The sequence below is a fragment of the Paenibacillus sp. NPDC057934 genome, assembly GCF_042887565.1.
In the GTDB taxonomy this organism is placed as follows: Bacteria; Bacillota; Bacilli; order Paenibacillales; family Paenibacillaceae; genus Paenibacillus_AQ.
In genome coordinates, this window is sequence record NZ_JBHVPB010000010.1 from 235732 (window position 1) to 254888 (window position 19157).

Here is a 19157-nt window from a genome sequence, read left to right on the forward strand (position 1 = left end):
CCTGTGTTACCGAGCAACTCCGGGAACTATTTGGTGTGCAGGGTTCACTATAGGTTTCCGGTGTTATCAGTGTAACTTCAGGAACTATACGGTTGTAAAGGGTTCCCCCGTAGTTCTGGGTGTTTTACCGGAGCAGTTTCGGGTCTATTGCCGGAACAAGTCCTTCGTCGGCAGCACGGGTCAGTAAAGACGTGATGGCTTCATAACCGTTCTCGCCCAGGTTCATGCTAAATTCGTTGACGTAGAGATCAATATGGGACTTTGCCACTTCCGGGGATAGCTCCTGGGCATGGCTCAACACATACTCGCGGGAGTCTGTCGGGTGATCCCAGGCATGTTGCAGGGAGCTGCGAATCCATCCGGAGATGGCTTCGGCATCCAGATCGCGGCGGGCGACAATAGCTCCCAGCGGGATCGGTAGTCCGGTATCTTCTTCCCACCAGCTGCCGAGATCGGTCAGGAGATTAAGGCCATAAGAAGAGTACGTGAAGCGGGCTTCGTGAATCACCAACCCGGCATCAATTTTGCCGTCGCGTACAGCGGGCATGATCTCGTCGAAAGGCATCACGACGATCTCTCCCACACCGCCTGGAACGTTCTGGGCTGCCCACAAGCGGAACAGCAGATAGGCCGTGGAGCGCTCACTGGGAACAGCGATTCTGCGTCCGGCGAGTCCGGCCGGACGTCTTACCGCTAGCGGTCCATTTCCGGTCAGTACCAGTGGCCCGCAGCCGCGGCCGAGGGCGCCACCGCAGGGCAGAAGACGGTAGTTCTCCAGCACCCAAGGCAGGGCGGCGTAGGAGATTTTGAGTACTTCCGGTCCAGAGCCGTCGGCCGCGAGTCCGTTCGTAATGTCGATATCGGCGTACATCACATTCAGTGCCGGGGCACCCGCCACCAGCCCATGCGCCCAGGCATGAAATACAAAGGTATCATTTGGACAAGGGGAAAATGCAATATTAAGCTCGTTATTCATTACAGCACCTCCTTTAGGATAGCGGCTGCTGCCGCAAGCGCGTCCATCGCTTCGCCGATGGCCCAAGCTGCCCGGTCGCGGGGACCGACCGGGTTCGAAATCGCGCGGAGCTCCAGCACCGGGAGCTCCAGCGCCTGTGCGGCCACGGCGACCCCGTGGCCTTCCATGGCTTCGGCGGCCGCCCCGGGATGGCGCGCCGCAAGAGCGGCGGCCGTCTCTGCCGTGCCGGTCGCCGTGGACACGGTCAGCACAGGACCTGTGCTGACCGCAAGGCCGGCCGCTGTCAGCGCGGCCGTAAGAGCCTCCACCGTGCCGGAAGCCGCCGGCACGGTCACGCTGCCGAAGCCAAGCTCGGCAGCACTGCGGAAGCCCTCCGGCGTCTCCGCCCCGAGGTCGGCGGCAATCATCTCGCTGGCAATCACCAGCGAGCCTACCGGGGCCACCCCCGGGAACCCGCCGCCGATCCCGGCGTTAATGACGCAGCCGTAGGAACCGGCTGCCAGGGCCGCGGCGGTACCCGCCGCAGCGGCTGCGGTGCCAGCGCCCGCAGCCACAACGTGGAACCTGCTGCTGCCCTGCAGCCCGCGCAGGACGGCGTCGCGTTCTGCCGCGACTGCAGTCACGATCAGCACACGCCGCTCAGCCTGCTCCGCGGCATCATTTGGTGTAGCAGATGTCATGAGTAGGCCTCCTTTTAAACGAAAAGTAATATAGTGGTATTTGTTAAGAAATGAAGAGGCTTACATTTTAGATATTCGTAAGACAAAGAATACGCCGTTTTACGAGCCAGGTCAATTCGGACAAAATTTCCACGGAAGATTATTGACAATGGTAAGGATGAGGCGTATATTTATCTTAAATTAAAGATAATTAACTTAAAGACAAATATTCTCTTATTCGAATCAATTTCATAATGCGGATTTCAATCCGAATAGGTGCGATATCAAGTCATACCTAAACCAAGTACAACTAGATACCGATGATTAGACACTCACTTATGAATTGATTTATTCATAATAAAGTTGCGGGGAGGTGGAACATATGAGCATTGAACAAGAGCCTTTATCAGGGGATACAAGCGGAGCGGAGCAGGAACGGGATGAAGCGGCTTCCTTGAAATTGTTTGTCGTCTTATCCAAAGCTTACAAGACCTTAATGGATCTGGCGGTGAAGGATATGAAGAGCCACGGCTTGTCTTCCGCTGAATTTATGATTTTAGAAGTGCTGTATCACAGAACACGCATTCCATTGCAGCAGATCGGTGAGAAGATTCTGGTGACCAGCGGCAGTATTACGTACAATATCGACAAGCTGGAGAACAAGGGCTTACTGAAGCGTGTTCCTTGCAGCGATGACCGGCGGGTAACCTATGCTGAGATTACAACTGCAGGCCGGGAGCTATTCGACGATATCTTTCCGCTTCACGTATCTTCCCTGCATCGTCTGATGGGCGGATTGAACACGGAAGAGAAGGAACAGGCAACGCAGCTGCTGAAGAAACTTGGGAAAGGCGTATAGGGCAGCAATAACTGCGGCCCTTGCCGAAAGGCCAGAAAGTGGGAAGGAATAGTATTATTAACAGGGAAGTCGAGATAAACAGGAAGCATCAAATTTTTTTGCCTAATATCTTAATATTAAGATAATTAAATCAAAGAGAATGGAGCGGGGTAAAAATGGTTAGTGTAGGCTTATTATTACTCAGACTGGTGATCGGGATTTCTTTCATCGGGCACGGCAGCCAAAAGCTGTTTGGCTGGTTCGGAGGTTATGGCCCCAAGGGAACCGGAGGTTGGATGGAGTCGATCGGCATGAAGCCTGGTGTAGCCATGGCGGTGCTGGCGGGAGTGATGGAACTGGTTGGCGGAGTGCTGTTCACCTTCGGATTGCTGACTCCGCTCGCTTCGGCGCTGATTATTGCCACCATGCTTGGAGCGATTGTGAAGGTTCACGCTCCGAATGGGTTCTGGGCGACGGCTAACGGAATTGAGTTTCCACTGACTTTGCTAGTGGTTGCCGCCGGAGTGGCCCTGACCGGGGCTGGATCGATTTCACTGGACGCACTGTGGTTTAACTAAGAAAGGGGCAGATAATTATGACATTACGAAGCGCAGGTATTCATCATATTACAGCTTTTGTGGGCGACGTGCAGCGGAATGCTGACTTTTATGCAGGCATTCTCGGATTACGATTGGTGAAGAAAACCATAAACTTTGATGCACCAGAGGTGTACCATCTCTATTTCGGGAACGAAAGCGGAGCTCCCGGGACGATCATTACATTCTTTCCTTGGTCGATGGGACGTAAGGGGAGAATTGGCGGCGGGCAGGTTGGCGTAACCACTTATGCCGTGCCAACAGGATCGCTCGACTTCTGGGAGCAACGTCTGGCTGCATACCAGATTTCAGTAACCAAAGTCAGCCGGATCTCCGAGTCCTATTTGTCCTTTGCTGACTACGACGGTCTGCGGATTGAGCTTGTGGAGCGTGAAGAGGGTCGGCTTAGCAGTTGGTCCTTTGGTGGGGTTCCTGCTGAGCATGCAATCAAGGGTTTTGGCGGGGCTGTCCTTTACAGCACAGAGCCAGCGAAGACAGCGGATACGCTGTCCCGTACATTGGGCATGGAGGTCATTGCAGAAGGAGATGGCTATCTCCGCTTCAGAGCAGCGGGCGATCTGGGCAACATTATTGATCTGAAGGCAGAGCCTGTGCCGCATGGCTCGGGAGGCACCGGAACGGTACACCATATTGCGTGGCGTGCCAGTGATGATGTCGAACAGCTTGCCTGGAGTCGCCTTGTGCAGAGCCACGGTTACCAGCCAACACCTGTTCAGGACCGCCAGTACTTCAACGCCATTTACTTCCGTGAAGAGGGGGGCATTCTGTTTGAGATTGCGACAGACCCTCCGGGTTTTGCCCGCGACGAGGACCCGGATGCACTAGGGGAGAAGCTGATGCTCCCTACTTGGTATGAACCGAACCGTGCAGTGATTGAAGCTAATTTGCAGCCGTTTGACATTCGAGAGATTGGAGTGAAGTCCAAATGATACATGTATTTCGTAAGGGGACAGATGAGAGCAAGCCGGTAATGGTTATGTTCCACGGAACGGGTGGCGACGAACAGGATTTGCTGCCACTGGCTGAACTGCTCTCCCCGGGTTCATCCGTGCTCGGCATCCGCGGTAATGTGCTGGAGAACGGGATGCCCCGTTTCTTCCGGCGGTTGTCGGAAGGGGTCTTCGATGAAGAAGATCTGATCTTCCGCACGAGTGAGATCAAGCAGTTTCTGGACGAGGCAGCGGCTAAATACGGCTTCTCTGCTGATAAAGCGGTTGTCGTTGGATATTCCAATGGTGCCAACATCGCGGGTAGCCTGCTGTTCCACTACGGGAAGGCCTTCCGGGCAGCTGTACTGCTGCACCCGATGGTACCGCTGCGGGATCTCAAGCTCCCGGATATGACCGGTCTTCCGGTCTTTATCGGAACTTCGATGAATGATCCGATGGTTCCGGCGCATGAGAGCCGGGAGCTGGAAGAACTACTGCAAGGTGCAGGTGCAGCTGTGAAAACGTACTGGGGCAATCAGGGGCATCGTCTGAATGTGGAAGAGGCGGAAGCAGCCAGAGACTGGCTGAAGCTTCAATAAGTGTTAGAGCTATGCGTACAGTGACAGCGGACAACTAAATTTTCCAACAAGTTCGGCGTATGGAATGATTTCAACGGGTAATAGAGAGCAGAAACAGTATATCCATTTGCTAATCTCTGGAGAGGCGATGGATGTGCGTGAGCTGCTCTTTTTGCTGTAATAAATGTTATATTGGTAGTAGCGGATAGAGCGACACACTCTTGCTAGGAAAGGGGCAGCGCCCATGTCCATTCAGGGACAGACTGTTTTACCTGCGATCCGAAAGATGAAGCATCTGGAGAAGCTATTGCAATCCTCCTACGAATATATTGTGCTGCTCGAGAGCCATATCGGGCAACTGAAGGACATTGTTGATCTGGCAAAATCGCACCGGAAGAAGCTGCTGCTGCACGTCGATCTGGTAGAGGGACTGAAGAATGATGAGGCGGCTGCAGAATTTCTATGTCAGAGCATCAAGCCTGCCGGTTTGATCTCCACCCGGACTAATGTGATTCTCAAAGCACGGCAAAATGGTTTGCTGGCCGTTCAGCGGGTATTTCTGTTAGACTCCAGCGCTCTGGACAAAAGCTATACTCTGCTAGAACGGACACAGCCTGATTATATTGAGGTGCTTCCGGGTGTCATCCCGGGCCTTATCACAGAAGTGAGGGAACGTACAGGCATTCCGATTTTTGCTGGCGGGCTAATCCGTACTATAGACGACGTGGAGAAGGCGTTGGCAGCAGGAGCAACCGCTGTGACGACTTCCCAGATGGATCTGTGTCGGCATTACGATAAGATAAAATGAACCTGGAGGTGCAGTGTGGATAAAAAGTATATTCTGGCCTTGGACCAAGGCACGACCAGCTCAAGAGCCATTCTATTTGATCGTAAAGGTACGATTATTCATATTGCTCAGCAGGAATTCAAGCAGCATTTTCCGCAACCAGGCTGGGTGGAGCATGATGCTAACGAGATCTGGATTTCCATTCTGGCGGTCATTTCGTCGCTGTTCACCGAAACCGCCATCTCTCCAGAGGAGGTTGCTGCTATCGGGATCACCAATCAGCGGGAGACAACGGTAGTCTGGGATCGGGCTACGGGGATGCCGGTGTATCATGCAATTGTCTGGCAGTCCCGACAAACAACGGAGATTTGCGAGGATCTCAAGGCTCAGGGTCATGATGAGGTCTTCAGGCAAAAGACAGGGCTGCGTCTCGACGCGTACTTCTCGGGTACGAAGGTGAAGTGGATTCTGGACCATGTTCCGGGGGCGCGGGAGAAGGCGGAACGCGGAGAGCTGCTGTTCGGGACGATGGACACCTGGCTAATCTGGCGGCTAACTGACGGGGGCGCTCATGTGACCGATTACTCTAATGCATCACGGACGCTGATGTACAACATTCACGAGTTAGAGTGGGATGAGGAGCTGCTGGCACTGCTGAATATTCCACGCTCCATGCTGCCAGAGGTCCGGTCGTCCTCCGAAGTTTACGGCTATACCAATCGCCAGCATTTCTTCAATGCCGCTGTACCGATCTCGGGCGCTGCGGGTGACCAACAGGCCGCATTGTTCGGGCAGACCTGCTTTGAGCAAGGGACTGCGAACAATACTTACGGCACCGGGGCATTTATGCTGATGCACACTGGTGAGCAGGCCATTGCCTCAGCAAGCGGACTGCTGACTACGATTGCCTGGGGGTTACACGGGAAGGTTGAATATGCGCTGGAGGGCAGCATCTTTGTCGCCGGCTCGGCCATTCAGTGGCTTCGTGACGGGCTGCGGATGATCAAGAATGCGGCAGTTAGTGAAGAATACGCTTCGCGGGTGAGTTCAACAGAAGGCGTCTACGTGGTGCCTGCCTTTGTTGGCCTGGGCACACCTTATTGGGACAGTGAAGTCCGGGGTGCGGTGTTCGGCCTGACACGGGGTACGTCGAAGGAGCATCTGATTCGTGCGACTTTGGAATCGCTGGCTTATCAGACACGGGATGTACTTGCGGCCATGGAGGAGGATTCCGGCATTTCCCTCAAGAAGCTGCGGGTGGGTGGTGGCGCGGCCCGTAATAACTTTCTGATGCAGTTCCAGAGCGATATGCTGGGTGTTACGGTAGAACGACCGGTGATTAGCGAGACCACAGCGCTCGGAGCGGCGTATCTGGCGGGTCTGGCGGTAGGGTTCTGGCAGGATCAGAATGAGATCTCTGCGTTATGGCAGATTCAGCGCGCCTTCGACAGAACGATGGATGAAGGGGCCGCAGACACTCTGTACGGCGGATGGAAAAAAGCGGTACGTGCCGCACAGGCTTTTCACTGAAAAGTCACCATGGTATACTTACCTCAACAAGTTAATACAATAGGTTGGAGAACTGGAGAAACCACAACAGCCGCTGCGCAAGCTATCGCAGCCGGCATGTTTGTGGTTTTTTTTGCAAATATAAGAAATTTATATGTTTTACATTATAAATCATCCTTATATTTCTCACTGAAACGGATACCGCCTCTTAGAGGACGGCAAAGCCGTTTCTACTTGTATGGGAGGAAACAGACATGGGAACTTTTTCGGCAGGCAAACGGGAACAATATCTGAATCAAATGACGGAACAGGAATGGGATGTACTCGTGATCGGCGGGGGCATTACAGGAGCGGGAATTGCCTTGGATGCACAAACCCGCGGCCTGCGGACCGCACTGGTGGAGATGCAGGATTTTGCCGGGGGGACCTCTAGCCGCTCGACCAAGCTTGTACATGGCGGACTCCGCTATTTGAAGCAGTTAGAGATTGGGGTGGTGGCAGAGGTGGGCAAAGAGCGGGCGATTGTGTACGAGAATGGGCCTCATGTCACTACGCCGGAATGGATGCTGCTGCCGATTTACGAGGGAGGTACCTTCGGGAAAATTTCGACATCCTTTGGACTTCGGGTCTATGACTATTTGGCTGGTGTCAAAAAGGGAGAGCGCCGAAGGATGCTGAGTGCCGGGGAGACGCTGAGCAAAGAGCCGCTGCTGAAGCAGCAAGGTCTCAAGGGCGGGGGCTATTATGTGGAGTATCGCACGGACGATGCCCGTCTGACGATTGAAGTATTGAAGGAGGCTGTGAGGCACGGGGCGCTGGCTGTGAACTACGCCAAGGTGGAACAGTTTATTTATGAGAACAAGCATTTAACGGGTGTTGAAGTGACAGATCAGTTCAGCGGACGTTCTTATGAGCTTCGTGCGAAGCATATCATTAATGCCGCCGGACCTTGGGTAGATACGCTGCGGGAGAAGGACCATTCCAAAGAGGGTAAAATGCTGCATTTATCCAAGGGCGTTCACCTGGTGTTCGACCAGGGGCGTTTTCCGCTGAAGCAGGCAATTTATTTTGATACTCCGGATCGGCGCATGATGTTCGCGATCCCGCGGGACAATAAAACCTACGTAGGGACGACCGATACGAATTATAAAGGAGATCTGGTAAATCCGCTGGTTACTGAAGCTGACAGGGTGTATATCCTTCAGGCGGCCAATGAGATGTTCCCTGGCATGAAGCTGACGGACGATGATGTGGAATCCAGCTGGGCCGGACTTCGTCCTCTGATACATCAAGAGGGTAAAAGCCCGTCCGAGATTTCCCGCAAGGATGAAATTTTCGTCTCGGCCTCAGGTCTGATCTCTATGGCTGGAGGCAAGCTGACCGGCTACCGCAAAATGGCGGAGACGGTGGTGGATCTGGTCGCAAGGCAACGGAGTGCTGCCGGACTTAATGCCGTTTCTGGATGCCAGACTGTGCACATGCCGATCTCCGGCGGTGATGTTGGGGGCTCCATTCAGTATAAGAAGTTTGTGCAAGAACGTATTCCGGATGGAACGAAGCTGGGACTGTCGCCGCTTGAGGCCGAGCAACTGGTACGGAGATACGGTTCTAACATCGACGCGGTTTATGCGTTAATGGAGAAGCACGCTCTTGAAGCAGAGTCGGCAGGAATGCCGGTATCCTTGCTCGCCGCTCTTCTGTATTCCATTGAAGAGGAGATGTCTTTGAAGCCGGTGGACTTCTTTATCCGACGCACGGGTGCGCTTTTCTTCAATATAGCCTGGGTAGAGTCGTGGAAGGATGCTGTAACCACCTATATGGGAAAATATTTCGGATGGACGATAGAACTGACGGTTCAGTACTCCGAAGAATTAAAAGACCGGTTGGCCGAAGCAATTCAGGCTAAGGATGCCTAAGCGTAACGCAGGTTAACAGAAGAAGCGGCGATCGTAAAATAGTCGATGTTGCCGGAAATCTGAACAAGGGGGCGTACCTCCAGTTCGTTTCAGGACGGAAGCAAGGGGACATCCCTGACTCCGTCCTTTTTTCTTGGAATCAAGTAACGGGAAATTTTTACGTAGCTATCAATACCTGAGTTTCCATCATAAAGTTGCACAGGCGTACTTTTTTGGTTACGCTCTTAGTAAACTATGGAAGCAGACTCGTCTAAGATAGATGGTAAAGGGGAGATTAGATCTAGTTTCTGGGTAAAATAAATAAGGCTATATTGCAGGGTATATGCTCTGGATTCAGTCTTATATATTAGAGGTAATGTGATGGTTACCGGTGCTGTTTGTTACATGCCAGCCGGTTTACGTATTGTTATAATGGACAAGTTGAAATTCTCGCACATGAGCCGCTGCCCGGACCAAGGACAGTGCGGTAGGTTTTGCCGGCGGAACATGTGGCAGTAGCAAGGGCAGGTGGATTTATGCATTCAATGAAAGAGGCGCTGGAGCGGTTCAAGATTGTAAGGCTACTGGTATCCATTTACCGGATTCGGGCGGTACGCGCTCTTTTTCCGCTGGCGATTATAGCGCTTGTATATTGGGAAGGACAGCATGAACTGAAGCAGGTGCATCTGGGACGTACGCTTCGCGAGCTGAAGGATGTTCCGGCGTCATCCATCTTTCAGATGATGGGGATTGCATTGCTAGCGGTGGCGGTAATGAGTGCTTATGATTATTTGATACGTGCCCATTTCAAGCTGAAGGTTAGTTTATGGAGCACGTTCCGTTATGCATGGATTGCCAATACATTCAATAACCTGATTGGCTTTGCCGGGCTGGCTGGTGTAGGCTTACGGACACTGTTATATAAGAAGAGCGGCGTATCTTCGGCTGTTCTGACACCAGCGATCGTCTTCCTGTCACCACTTATGATTACGGGGCTATCCCTGTTATCCTGGGGAAATATCTTTGGTATTCTTCCCGCGGCGGGACTGATGCATGAGCATCGTTGGCTGGTGTTCGCAGTCTGGGGCATGGCGCTCTACCTGCCATTCTTTGTGTTCGTGCAGCGATCGGCGTTGTATACGAAATGGATTAACCGCGGTCAGGGACGAACACCGTGGATCACGGTAGGGAGCTCGGTCGGTGCGTCGTTCCTGGAATGGCTGTTTGCCGGCATTACATTCTGGTCGATTGGTCATCACCTGCTGGGTGGAGTACATTTTGTGACCATCTTCAGTATTTATACGATTGCGGCCATCGCTGGCATTCTCAGTATGGCTCCCGGGGGAATCGGGGCGTTCGACCTTATCGCGCTTCTGGGGCTGACTCAAATGGGTTATCAGACGGATCAGGCTATGGCGGTGCTGGTAATCTACCGTTTGTTCTATTATCTGATACCTTGGCTGATCGGTCTCGTGCTGGCTGCGCTGGAGATCGGGCTGCAGGGTAGAAAAATGCTGGAACGCGCCGCTGTGGGGCTAGAGCCCTCGCTGAATCTGTGGCAGAAAATCTGGCGTTGGCCAGGACAGTACAATTTCCTCAGCGATCTTGGGGTATGGGCGCTAGGCAAACTGGTCTTTGCCAGCGGTCTCATTCTGCTGCTGTCCGCAGCAACGCCGGAACTGCTGTACCGGCTGGAGATCACAGAAGAGTTGCTATCATTTCCGATCATGCGGCTGTCGCATCATTTGTCGGTCTTGATCGGCTTTATGCTCATCCTGCTGTCACGAGGCATCTCTCTGCGGATCCGTAGGGCCTATATTTGGACCAGCCTCTCGCTGCTGGGCGGCGCGCTGTTTGCTTTTACCAAAGGTTTTGATTACGAGGAGGCTATCTTCCTGCTGGTAGTCGGGGTGATCCTTTGGATATCCAGAGCGCGGTTCTACCGGGTCAGTGCGCCGGTCAGCCGGCAGAGTACGGCTAGGTGGTTGGCGCTGACTTCGGTGATCGCCGTGATCTATTACTTGCTCGGCAGTCATGTGCATCGTGGTTTTCTGAAGCATCTTCCGCCAGGCATTCATCCGGAGTGGCTGCAACGACACAGTAATGTTGCCTTTACTGCGGCCAGTGGGCTGATCTTCTCCTGGCTCCTGCTGACGATGTTTGTTACGCTCCGGCCTCACCGTGATTCCGAGGAGCTGTCAGGCCCTCCGGACATGGACCGGCTGACACAGTTTCTGAAGAAGGTGCCTGGCAACTCCCTAACCCATATGCTGTTTCTGGGCGACAAAAGTTTCTATTGGGCACAGGATGGGCAAGTGCTGCTCCCTTATTCTCGGGTGCGTGATAAGCTTGTTGTGCTTGGTGATCCGCTGGGCGCGAAGGAGCTTATTAACAACGCTATCAGCGAGTTCCGGCAGGCGGCGGACAAGTATGGGTTGTCCGTGGTCTTTTATCAGGCTACTCCTGCGTTCCTGCCGGTATATCATGAACAGGGCTATCATTTCTTCAAGCTTGGCGAAGAAGCTATGGTATCGTTGGAGACGTTCACACTCAGTGGCCGCAAGAATGCCGACCTGCGTAGTGTCAACAACCGTTTTGAACGGGAAGGTTACCAATTTGAAATATCGCAACAGCCGCATTCAGCCGTCCTAATCAAAGAACTGCGCTCGATTTCGGGAGAGTGGCTGAGCGGTCGGACGGAGAAAGGATATTCGCTTGGCTGGTTCAAGGAATCCTATCTGCAGCTCGCTCCGATTGCTCTGCTGAGACAGGCCTCCGGCGAGGTAGTGGCCTTCGCTACCCTTGTCCCCGGGTATGACGGAGGGGCGACACTCTCCATAGATCTGATGCGTCACCGGAAGCAGGCACCGAACGGGACGATGGATTATTTATTTATCCGATTGATGGAATGGGCCAAGGAGCAGGGCTATCAAAGATTCAATCTTGGTAATGCCCCCCTTTCAAGTGTCGGTCAGAATGCCGGTGCGCTGCGGGAAGAGAAGCTCGCTCGTCTGGTCTTCAAGAAGGGTGGCCATTGGTATGGCTTCTCTGGTCTGCGCCGCTACAAGGAGAAGTTCAGTCCGGAGTGGGAGCCGCGTTATCTCGCGTATCCTGCTTCCTTGCAACTGCCGATTCTGACCCTGGATCTGGTGCGGCTCGTATCCAAGCATCCAGAGGCGGAAGAGTAGACTTTGGGCTCGATGGTGGGAAGGATGGGCTTGGTCTGCACTCTATCGCTGGAAAGCAAGTCACAGCACGATAAAATATGATAATTCAAAAAGACCCCATTCTTCACAATTACGTGGAGAATGGGGTCTTCTGTTTTCTGCGTATAAGCTTACCCCTGCTACTCTTCATTTTCCTCGTGGGGGAGAGCCCAGACAGAGACGCTTCCGCCGTTCACAGAAAAGGCCGCCCAGCCATCCTGCCCAATGGTAAGCTTCTCCTTGCGAGTGCCAGTGAAATCCACCCACACTTCACCGGCGCGGTGCTTGCCTACCTGCATCCGCTTCTCACCCTTGTCACCATTGGAGATAACTACTGCACAGCCGGAGCCTTCAATCTCATCCACACCGAGCCGTACCCAGCCGATCGTGTTGGGGTGATCCAAGTAATCCTTCTGCTCCCCGTAAGCCTTGTGGTAGCGGGCATACAGCAACGGGTCGATCGCGGTTTTCTTGCCTTCGATCGGGGCTGGGCCGCCGATCCCGTAATAGTCGCCGTAAAAGACGACAGGATATCCGTCGCGGCGCAGCAGAATGAGAGCATAGGCAATTTGTTTGAACCAGTCACCGACCCATGATTCGAGCGCCTCATGCGGTTGGGAGTCATGGTTATCGACAAAGGTAACCGCATTGCCGGGATGGCTCTGTACCAATGTATCATTAAAAATGGTGCTGAGATCAAAATCCCGCCCGCCAAGGGCGGCAGAATATAGCTTATAATGCAGCGATACATCAAAGAGATCAATCCGATAATCCACCGTGTCCAGAAATTCGCGGCAAGAGGCAAGATCAGGATTCCAGAATTCGCCTACGATGTAGAAATCCTCTCCGCGCTTGTGCACCATCTCCGCCGCAAATTCTTTTATAAATTCATGGTTAATGTGCTTGATGGCATCGAGGCGGTAGCCGCTGCATTGCAGTGTATCCACCAGCCAGCTTCCCCACTGGAGCATTTCCTCCTTGACTGCGGGATGGCTGTAATCAATATTCGCGAACATCAAATAATCATAGTTGCCGAACTCATCATCCACATTCTTATTCCAGGTCTTGTTCTCACCTACAATACGAAATACGCCAGAGCGGTCCTCCTTCGCATTGAAGTCCGTGCCATTGAAATGATCGAAATTCCACTTGAAGGCAGAATGCTCGTCTCCGCGTCCCGGAAAAGTGAACTTGGTCCATCCCTCGATCTCGAACGGCTGCGAAATTTCCTTCATCCGGTCATGGGGATCGACCTCGACTACCTTGAATATCTCGGTCTCGTCCGCACCGGCCTTATGGTTCATGACGAGATCAACATATACAGCAATGCCGTTCTTTTGGCACTCGGCTATGGCGTCGACCAGTTCTTGTTTGGTACCGTATTTGGTGCGTACTGTACCTTTTTGGTCATATTCACCGAGATCATAGAGATCATAGACACCATATCCGGTGTCTTCTGCGGAGACAGCCTTGGTCACGGGCGGAATCCATATGGTGTCAATCCCGGCGCTACTCAGCTCTGGTGCCATTTCCGCGAGATGTTTCCAGTGCTTACCGTCTGCTGCGACATGCCACTCGAAAAACTGCATCATCGTATGATTTCTCTTCATCTCTCTGCCTCCTTCGCTGCTGCAGTGCTTTCAGATCGTTCTTCAGGCTCTTCGGTTATTCTTCACTTTTTAAAGGGAGGGAATACCAGTTATTTGCAGATGCAATGATCTTTTTTCAAGCTATTGAAAGAGATCAAGCTGGCGCGGAGCCAGACCGCCGTCTATGCCGAGCATGTTCTGAAGCTCCTTGGCGTTGTCTGTAGCATCGCCGCCGGAATTGTTATTGAAGACAACGTAGAGATTACGGCAGTTTTTCTCCAGCTTTAACAGACGTTCCTTCCACTCGCCGAGTTCTTCCTGATCATACCGGTATAGATAGCGCAGCTTGCGCCAATCCGGGTGGTTGCTTTGGTTCCAACCTGAGACATTGCGGCCGTGCAGTCGCACATAAGTGATGTCCGGGGAGGTGGCTACGGCTACAATCGGAATCGAGCCAGTCCCGGCCTGTGGCTCGTCCACTACTGTATGAATCCAGCCCTCACGCGCCATGAATTGCAGCGTCTTGTCACGGAACGCCGGGCTGTACCAGCTCTCATGGCGAAATTCAAGGGCGCAGGGTACGTCTTTCATCCGCTGCCTGATGTCGCGCAGCATATCCACATTATCTTTGGTACAGTCGAACCAGGGTGGGAACTGGAACAGGGTCATGGCCAGCTTGCCGGATTCGATAACGGGCTGGATGGATTCATGGAAAGCCGCGAACATGGCGTCTTTTGTATCGAAGTAATTCTTTTTATCACGCAGATGACCAGTCATTCCCTGATAGGCCTTCACGATGAACTGGAATCCTTCTGGGGTCTGGTTGACCCATTTCGCATAATTTCTGACCGGCTGAACCGCATAGAAGGAACTGTCGATTTCTACAATGGAAAAATGGGCGCTGTATGTAGACAACCGTTCGGCCGGTTTGATTTTTCCATACAATTCCTCATGGTCGCCGAAGCCAGTCAGCCCTATCTTGATCAAAGGCTTTCTCCTCCTTGGCTGCTTTCTCTGGATGTTCGCTAGAATACATGTATCTTCTATTTAAACTAAAAATACAAGTTCGCAAACAGTCGGCCAATAAATGACCAGCTGGGAGTCGCAGGGCATCCAAAAGCAAGGTTTTTAAGTGCATTATAACATTGAAATGAGGGATATCCACTTGTGGGAGGATAGCGACTGTACCGAATTCGCCGCGTCAATTTTGTCCCAATGTATTGTATAATTAAAGCTTAGTGCTAGGTGATTAACCTGAGGTGGCATGGAGCTACTTATTATAGGATGGATGAGGAGAGCGGCACGTTATGTACTATCTGGATATCGCATCATGGCTGACAGAGGATAATCTGCGGCACATGCTGGAACAATATCGTTCGTTCGGACCTTTTCCGGGCATTGCATTAACTTTTATGAAATCATTTGTGCCGCCCCTGCCTACCATAGCTATCGTTGGTTTGAACGGTGCGGTATATGGTTTGTGGCTCGGCTTTTTGTATTCGTGGATTGGTCTGGTCGCGGGCTGTGTAACGACTTTTCTGATTGTTCGCAAAATTGCTTCCCACCCCTACCTGCGCAAATGGGCCTTGCGCCCAAAGGTGGCGAAGAGCATGACTTGGGTACGCCAGCGGGGCTTCAGCTATGTGTTTCTGCTTAGTTTGTTTCCCGTAGGGCCATTCGTCGTCATTAATATGGCTGCCGGACTTGCCGGAATGCGGCTGCGTTCCTATCTACTGGCCTTGATCGCGGGCAAAGCCATTATGGTGTTTGCGGTTTCTTATATCGGCAATGATCTGGAACGATTTATCCGTCGTCCCGCGGAAGGACTATACGTACTGCTCTTTATAGCGTTGTCTTTCTGGGGCGTCAAAGCCATAGAAAGATATTTTACCAGAACAGCCAGTGATGGCGGCAGTGGCAAATAAATTGAACAATTAAACTCTAGATATGAAAGGAAGAGGTGCCATTATGAAATACCGTAAGCTTGTAAGTACCGGACTGAATGTGTCTGTGATCGGAATTGGGACCTGGCAGTTTGGCGGGGAATGGGGCAAGGATTTCACCCAGAACGAAGTTGATGCCATGCTGGATAAATCAGGGGAACTTGGTATCAATCTGATTGATACAGCAGAATGTTACGGGGACCACTTGTCCGAGAGGTTCATCGGGGACTATCTAGCTCGCCGCAAACGCGAGGACTGGATTGTGGCGACCAAGTTCGGCCACGGATTCAAGGGGCATCTCCAGCGGGAACAGCTATGGAGCGCCGACCAGGTGCTGAAGCAACTGGATGATTCGCTTAAATCGCTCCAGACCGAGTATGTCGATCTCTACCAGTTCCATTCGGGAACCGATGCCGAGTTCGAGAACGACAAACTGTGGAGCATGCTGGATAGACAGGTGCAGGCCGGGAAAATCCGGCATTTAGGAGTTTCCATTAGTGCCTCTGGCACAGGTGTTCACCAGACAGCCTCTGCTCAGGCGGTCGGGGCAGAAGCCATTCAGGTCGTATATAATCGTCTGGAACGCGGCCCGGAAGAAGAAGTCTTCCCGCTGTGCGCCAAGCATAACCTGGGTGTGCTAGCACGGGTGCCGCTGGCCAGCGGCTATCTTAGCGGCAAGTATAAGCCGGATGCTGCCTTCCCGGCGGGTGATGTCCGGGCGAATCATAATGCGGATACGCGTCAGAAGCAGTTACTGGAAGTTGCTAAGATTGCAGAAAATGAAGTGCCTGAAGGCATTCCTATGGCGCAATGGGCCTTGGGCTGGTGTCTTCAGCATCCCGTAGTAACGAGTGTAATTCCTGGCTGCAAGGATGTCGCACAGGTCATTGCCAATGCGTCTGCCGCTGATCTGGACATGGTAAAGGACGGGCAGTCCCAATAGTAGACTGTTTCGCTAATAGGCTGTCTTACTGATCAGGAGTCCAGATGTTAGTTATGCTGGAGGTCAGCGGGGTTAAGTGTTCCTCACAGGCGAAACCATCCGGCAGCATCCTTAATCGCCGGTGCGGCAGCAGTAATGTGCTGCCAACCGTTAGTTTCGGGGTTATACCTGTAATCCTGTCTCCACTCTTCAATATGCTTTACGATGGCGCGGATGGCTGAGACCATTCGCGCCACTTCTTTATCTGTCATGATGGGGTGGAGCGAAAGCCGGACCCAGCCCGGCTTGAGTGACTGATCTCCAGCATAGATAGCCTTGATGAAGCCAGCGGAGTCCTTAGGGCCGAGCCCCAGCAGATGATGGCCGTAAGGACCCGCGCAAGAACAGCCTCCGCGGGCCTGAATGCCGAATCGATCGTTCAGCAGCTGCACCGCGAGGTTATAGTGGATATCGCGCATTGTAAAGGAAACAATTCCGAGTCGTTCCTGTTGCTCTCCGGCCAATATGGTTAAGCCGGGTATAGTCTGCAATCCATCCAGTAGCTGCCGGCACAGTTCCCGCTCCCTGAGCAGCATGTATTCACCGCCCCCGTTCATGGCTTCTTTCAGATGAATAGCCAGTGCAGTGCGGAAGGCCTGCAGGAAGCCCGGCGTGCCGCCATCCTCGCGGGTTTCTATATCCTCTATGTAGCGGCGGCCGCCCCAGGCATCGACCCAAACCACGGTGCCGCCGCCAGGCTCGTCGGGAAGGCGGCTGCGATAAAGGGCGGAGTCGAACAGCAGCACGCCGCTGCTTCCTGGCCCGCCGAGGAATTTATGGGGGGAGAAGAAGATCGCATCGAGCTTCTCCTGCGGTGAAGCCGGATGCATATCAATCGGCTCATAGGGGGCGCTGGCGGCAAAATCAACAAAGCAGACCCCGCCGTGGCGATGCATGGCTGCGGCGAGCTGATGGTAAGGTGTGCGGATGCCTGTCACATTGGAACAGGCCGTGAAGGCGCCGATTTTCAGGCGCCGGTGCCGGTATAGACGCAATAGGTATTCAAGCTGATTCAGATCGATGTTTCCGTCTGCTCCCGGTGTTACAGTAACGACATCGCCAAGACTTTCCTGCCAGGGCAGGAGGTTGGAATGATGCTCCATGTGGCTTACGAAGATGACCGGGCGGTCTTCGGGGTTAAGGCTCCTGCCCTGCAGCCATTCTGGCATCTTCAGGCCTAAAATGCGCTGAAGCTTGTTTATTGCCCCGGTGGTGCCGTTGCCGCAGAAGAGCAGCGCATCCTGCGGCCCGGCGTGGACATGGGCTTTAATAATATTCCGGGCCTCGATATAGGCCAAGGTCATTGTCAGCCCGGTAGTGTTGGATTCAGTATGAGGGTTGCTGACATAGGGGCCGAAAGTTTCCAGCATTCGGCGCTCGATGGGCTCGTAGAGACGCCCGCTGGCGGTCCAGTCAGCGTACAAGAGAGGCTGTCTGCCATAGGGCGTCGTAAGCGTAAATCCTGTTCCGATGGTGTGCTCGCGAAAGGGTGCAAAATAAGTTTGCAGCGAAGATGGCATCTCCGGGGAAGAGGCGGGGATGATATTCAGCACGGACATTCCCTCCAGCCTGTAGTTTCTTTGGCCTCAGTATATGCCCCGCCCCGCCAATAGGTTAACGCCCAAGCCTGAGAGCTAGATGAACAGTTGCATGTCACTCTCCAGCGCATCCTTCAAATAGGTAGTCGCATCAATAATCTCAACTTCCGGCAGAAATTCCTCCGGTTTGAAGCCCATGATTTCCACGGAGAGTTTACAGGCGTAGAACTTGATATTCTTTTTACGGGCGCCCTTAAGAAAATGAATTAGCTTCGGCGCGCCTTGTGTCTCTATCATCTCCTCTAGCATCATCCGGCCCAGCCCGCTGAAATTCATCCGCGACAAGGGGAGTTGTTCTGGCCCTTTGGGGGTCATGACATCCATCAGCTTCTCATAGATACTCTTGTCCTCCAGTGTCATTTTCTCCGGATCACGGACCAGGAACAACCCCCAGAATGCAAAGAACATGGTCACCTCGCATTCGATATCCCTAGCAGTATTTGCCAGGATCAATCCCGCCATTGCTTTGTCATAGTCCCCGCTGAACATCAGCAGATTCATCTTTTTGCCCATCCATCATCCCTCCGTGATCCTCTTGGAATGAGCTTAGTATGGTTAGGCCAGCATGAACTATGCTTTTGTCACAACTTGTTCGCACTTCAGCGGGAGGTCATGAAAAAAGCTCCCTTGCGGGAGCATGAATTTATTCATTATGTCCGGCAGGCTCTGCTCCTGCACCACTGCGAATATCTTCACGGCGTGCGGCCAGCCAGATGCTTCCAGTGAAGAGAACGATCATCCCCAGGATAATAGCGAAGCGCCAATCCCCGGCTTTGAAATTCAACTGAAGTACGGTCAGCACCAGCGCAACCTGGGTCCAGACGAGTGTTCTTTTGCGAAAAGCGGCGATGTCTCCTGTTATCTTGGGAAGCCCGCGAATGACGCGGTAAGCAATAATAAGAAGAATTAGGGCAAATACGGCCGTTCCAATCCATTCAGAAGAAGTGAACACATTCATTGTCTCCAAATCCTTTCGGTTAACATGAGGGTTCTAATCTGATTATTGCGGTATAAAGATAGTGTACCACGCCTATCCTTGAGGGACAGCACA

General features: G+C 52.8%; 17 protein-coding genes. 10 read left to right on the forward strand and 7 right to left on the reverse strand.

Annotation, left to right across the window (positions count from 1 at the left end; translation table 11 throughout):
* Nucleotides 1–124: 124 nt before the first annotated feature.
* Nucleotides 125–976: a 1,4-dihydroxy-6-naphtoate synthase gene (locus tag ACFVRY_RS23065; RefSeq protein ID WP_387502640.1), complete on the reverse strand. Its 852-nt coding sequence runs from the start codon at nt 974–976 to the stop codon at nt 125–127.
* Nucleotides 976–1656: a futalosine hydrolase gene (locus ACFVRY_RS23070; protein WP_387502641.1), complete on the reverse strand. Its 681-nt coding sequence runs from the start codon at nt 1654–1656 to the stop codon at nt 976–978. Before ACFVRY_RS23070 ends, ACFVRY_RS23065 begins: the two co-directional genes overlap by 1 nt.
* 361 nt (nt 1657–2017) lie before the next feature.
* Here ACFVRY_RS23070 and ACFVRY_RS23075 point away from each other — a divergent pair, with 361 nt between their 5' ends.
* The 8 genes from ACFVRY_RS23075 to mprF all read left to right on the forward strand — a co-directional run bounded on the left by ACFVRY_RS23075 (nt 2018) and on the right by mprF (nt 11976).
* Nucleotides 2018–2494 carry a MarR family winged helix-turn-helix transcriptional regulator gene (locus ACFVRY_RS23075; protein WP_387502642.1) on the forward strand — a complete coding sequence of 159 codons (477 nt, stop codon included), beginning with the start codon at nt 2018–2020 and terminating at the stop codon, nt 2492–2494.
* A gap of 155 nt (nt 2495–2649) precedes the next feature.
* Nucleotides 2650–3051: a DoxX family protein gene (locus ACFVRY_RS23080; RefSeq protein WP_387502643.1), complete on the forward strand. Its 402-nt coding sequence runs from the start codon at nt 2650–2652 to the stop codon at nt 3049–3051.
* 17 nt (nt 3052–3068) lie between these two features.
* A complete protein-coding gene (locus tag ACFVRY_RS23085; RefSeq protein WP_387502644.1) occupies nt 3069–4019 on the forward strand; it encodes a ring-cleaving dioxygenase in 951 nt (316 codons plus the stop codon).
* The gene (locus ACFVRY_RS23090; protein ID WP_387502645.1) at nt 4016–4618 is read left to right on the forward strand and encodes an alpha/beta hydrolase; all 603 of its coding nucleotides are present in this window, start codon (nt 4016–4018) and stop codon (nt 4616–4618) included. The genes ACFVRY_RS23085 and ACFVRY_RS23090 overlap by 4 nt, the downstream gene beginning before the upstream one ends.
* Before the next feature lie 223 nt (nt 4619–4841).
* A complete protein-coding gene (locus tag ACFVRY_RS23095; protein ID WP_387502646.1) occupies nt 4842–5405 on the forward strand; it encodes a glycerol-3-phosphate responsive antiterminator in 564 nt (187 codons plus the stop codon).
* Between the two features lie 15 nt (nt 5406–5420).
* Nucleotides 5421–6914, forward strand: coding sequence for a glycerol kinase GlpK (gene glpK, locus ACFVRY_RS23100; RefSeq protein ID WP_387502647.1), 1494 nt, complete (start codon nt 5421–5423; stop codon nt 6912–6914).
* A 233-nt stretch (nt 6915–7147) separates the two neighbouring features.
* Complete coding sequence (locus tag ACFVRY_RS23105) at nt 7148–8809, forward strand: glycerol-3-phosphate dehydrogenase/oxidase (protein WP_387502648.1); 1662 nt, start codon at nt 7148–7150, stop codon at nt 8807–8809.
* A gap of 515 nt (nt 8810–9324) precedes the next feature.
* Nucleotides 9325–11976 carry a bifunctional lysylphosphatidylglycerol flippase/synthetase MprF gene (mprF, locus tag ACFVRY_RS23110; protein ID WP_387502649.1) on the forward strand — a complete coding sequence of 884 codons (2652 nt, stop codon included), beginning with the start codon at nt 9325–9327 and terminating at the stop codon, nt 11974–11976.
* 158 nt (nt 11977–12134) lie between these two features.
* Here mprF and ACFVRY_RS23115 read toward each other — a convergent pair whose 3' ends face one another.
* Both ACFVRY_RS23115 and ACFVRY_RS23120 read right to left on the reverse strand, forming a co-directional pair.
* A complete protein-coding gene (locus ACFVRY_RS23115) occupies nt 12135–13604 on the reverse strand; it encodes an alpha-amylase (protein ID WP_387502650.1) in 1470 nt (489 codons plus the stop codon).
* 120 nt (nt 13605–13724) lie between these two features.
* Complete coding sequence (locus ACFVRY_RS23120; RefSeq protein WP_387502651.1) at nt 13725–14570, reverse strand: DUF72 domain-containing protein; 846 nt, start codon at nt 14568–14570, stop codon at nt 13725–13727.
* Between the two features lie 320 nt (nt 14571–14890).
* Here ACFVRY_RS23120 and ACFVRY_RS23125 point away from each other — a divergent pair, with 320 nt between their 5' ends.
* Both ACFVRY_RS23125 and ACFVRY_RS23130 read left to right on the forward strand, forming a co-directional pair.
* Entirely contained in the window at nt 14891–15508 is a 618-nt protein-coding gene (locus ACFVRY_RS23125; protein WP_379466532.1) for a TVP38/TMEM64 family protein, read from the forward strand.
* A 43-nt stretch (nt 15509–15551) separates the two neighbouring features.
* On the forward strand, nt 15552–16469 hold the full coding sequence (locus ACFVRY_RS23130; RefSeq protein WP_387502720.1) for an aldo/keto reductase: 918 nt from the start codon (nt 15552–15554) through the stop codon (nt 16467–16469).
* A gap of 83 nt (nt 16470–16552) precedes the next feature.
* Here the strand turns inward: ACFVRY_RS23130 and ACFVRY_RS23135 are convergent, their stop codons facing one another.
* The 3 genes from ACFVRY_RS23135 to ACFVRY_RS23145 all read right to left on the reverse strand — a co-directional run bounded on the left by ACFVRY_RS23135 (nt 16553) and on the right by ACFVRY_RS23145 (nt 19058).
* Nucleotides 16553–18067 (reverse strand): aminotransferase class V-fold PLP-dependent enzyme, encoded by a 1515-nt coding sequence (locus ACFVRY_RS23135; RefSeq protein WP_387502652.1) that lies wholly within the window; start codon nt 18065–18067, stop codon nt 16553–16555.
* Nucleotides 18068–18142: 75 nt separating this feature from the next.
* On the reverse strand, nt 18143–18619 hold the full coding sequence (locus ACFVRY_RS23140) for a DsrE/DsrF/DrsH-like family protein (RefSeq protein ID WP_387502653.1): 477 nt from the start codon (nt 18617–18619) through the stop codon (nt 18143–18145).
* Nucleotides 18620–18749: 130 nt separating this feature from the next.
* Nucleotides 18750–19058: a hypothetical protein gene (locus ACFVRY_RS23145; protein WP_387502654.1), complete on the reverse strand. Its 309-nt coding sequence runs from the start codon at nt 19056–19058 to the stop codon at nt 18750–18752.
* Nucleotides 19059–19157: the final 99 nt, after the last annotated feature.

Bases quoted from the DNA above. Each gene is read 5' to 3' on its own strand.
- ACFVRY_RS23065 (WP_387502640.1), bottom strand. From the start codon at position 976: ATGAATAACGAGCTTAATATTGCATTTTCCCCTTGTCCAAATGATACC.
- ACFVRY_RS23070 (WP_387502641.1), bottom strand. From the start codon at position 1,656: ATGACATCTGCTACACCAAATGATGCCGCGGAGCAGGCTGAGCGGCGT.
- ACFVRY_RS23075 (WP_387502642.1), top strand. From the start codon at position 2,018: ATGAGCATTGAACAAGAGCCTTTATCAGGGGATACAAGCGGAGCGGAG.
- ACFVRY_RS23080 (WP_387502643.1), top strand. From the start codon at position 2,650: ATGGTTAGTGTAGGCTTATTATTACTCAGACTGGTGATCGGGATTTCT.
- ACFVRY_RS23085 (WP_387502644.1), top strand. From the start codon at position 3,069: ATGACATTACGAAGCGCAGGTATTCATCATATTACAGCTTTTGTGGGC.
- ACFVRY_RS23090 (WP_387502645.1), top strand. From the start codon at position 4,016: ATGATACATGTATTTCGTAAGGGGACAGATGAGAGCAAGCCGGTAATG.
- ACFVRY_RS23095 (WP_387502646.1), top strand. From the start codon at position 4,842: ATGTCCATTCAGGGACAGACTGTTTTACCTGCGATCCGAAAGATGAAG.
- ACFVRY_RS23105 (WP_387502648.1), top strand. From the start codon at position 7,148: ATGGGAACTTTTTCGGCAGGCAAACGGGAACAATATCTGAATCAAATG.
- mprF (WP_387502649.1), top strand. From the start codon at position 9,325: ATGCATTCAATGAAAGAGGCGCTGGAGCGGTTCAAGATTGTAAGGCTA.
- ACFVRY_RS23115 (WP_387502650.1), bottom strand. From the start codon at position 13,604: ATGAAGAGAAATCATACGATGATGCAGTTTTTCGAGTGGCATGTCGCA.
- ACFVRY_RS23125 (WP_379466532.1), top strand. From the start codon at position 14,891: ATGTACTATCTGGATATCGCATCATGGCTGACAGAGGATAATCTGCGG.
- ACFVRY_RS23130 (WP_387502720.1), top strand. From the start codon at position 15,552: ATGAAATACCGTAAGCTTGTAAGTACCGGACTGAATGTGTCTGTGATC.
- ACFVRY_RS23135 (WP_387502652.1), bottom strand. From the start codon at position 18,067: ATGTCCGTGCTGAATATCATCCCCGCCTCTTCCCCGGAGATGCCATCT.
- ACFVRY_RS23140 (WP_387502653.1), bottom strand. From the start codon at position 18,619: ATGGGCAAAAAGATGAATCTGCTGATGTTCAGCGGGGACTATGACAAA.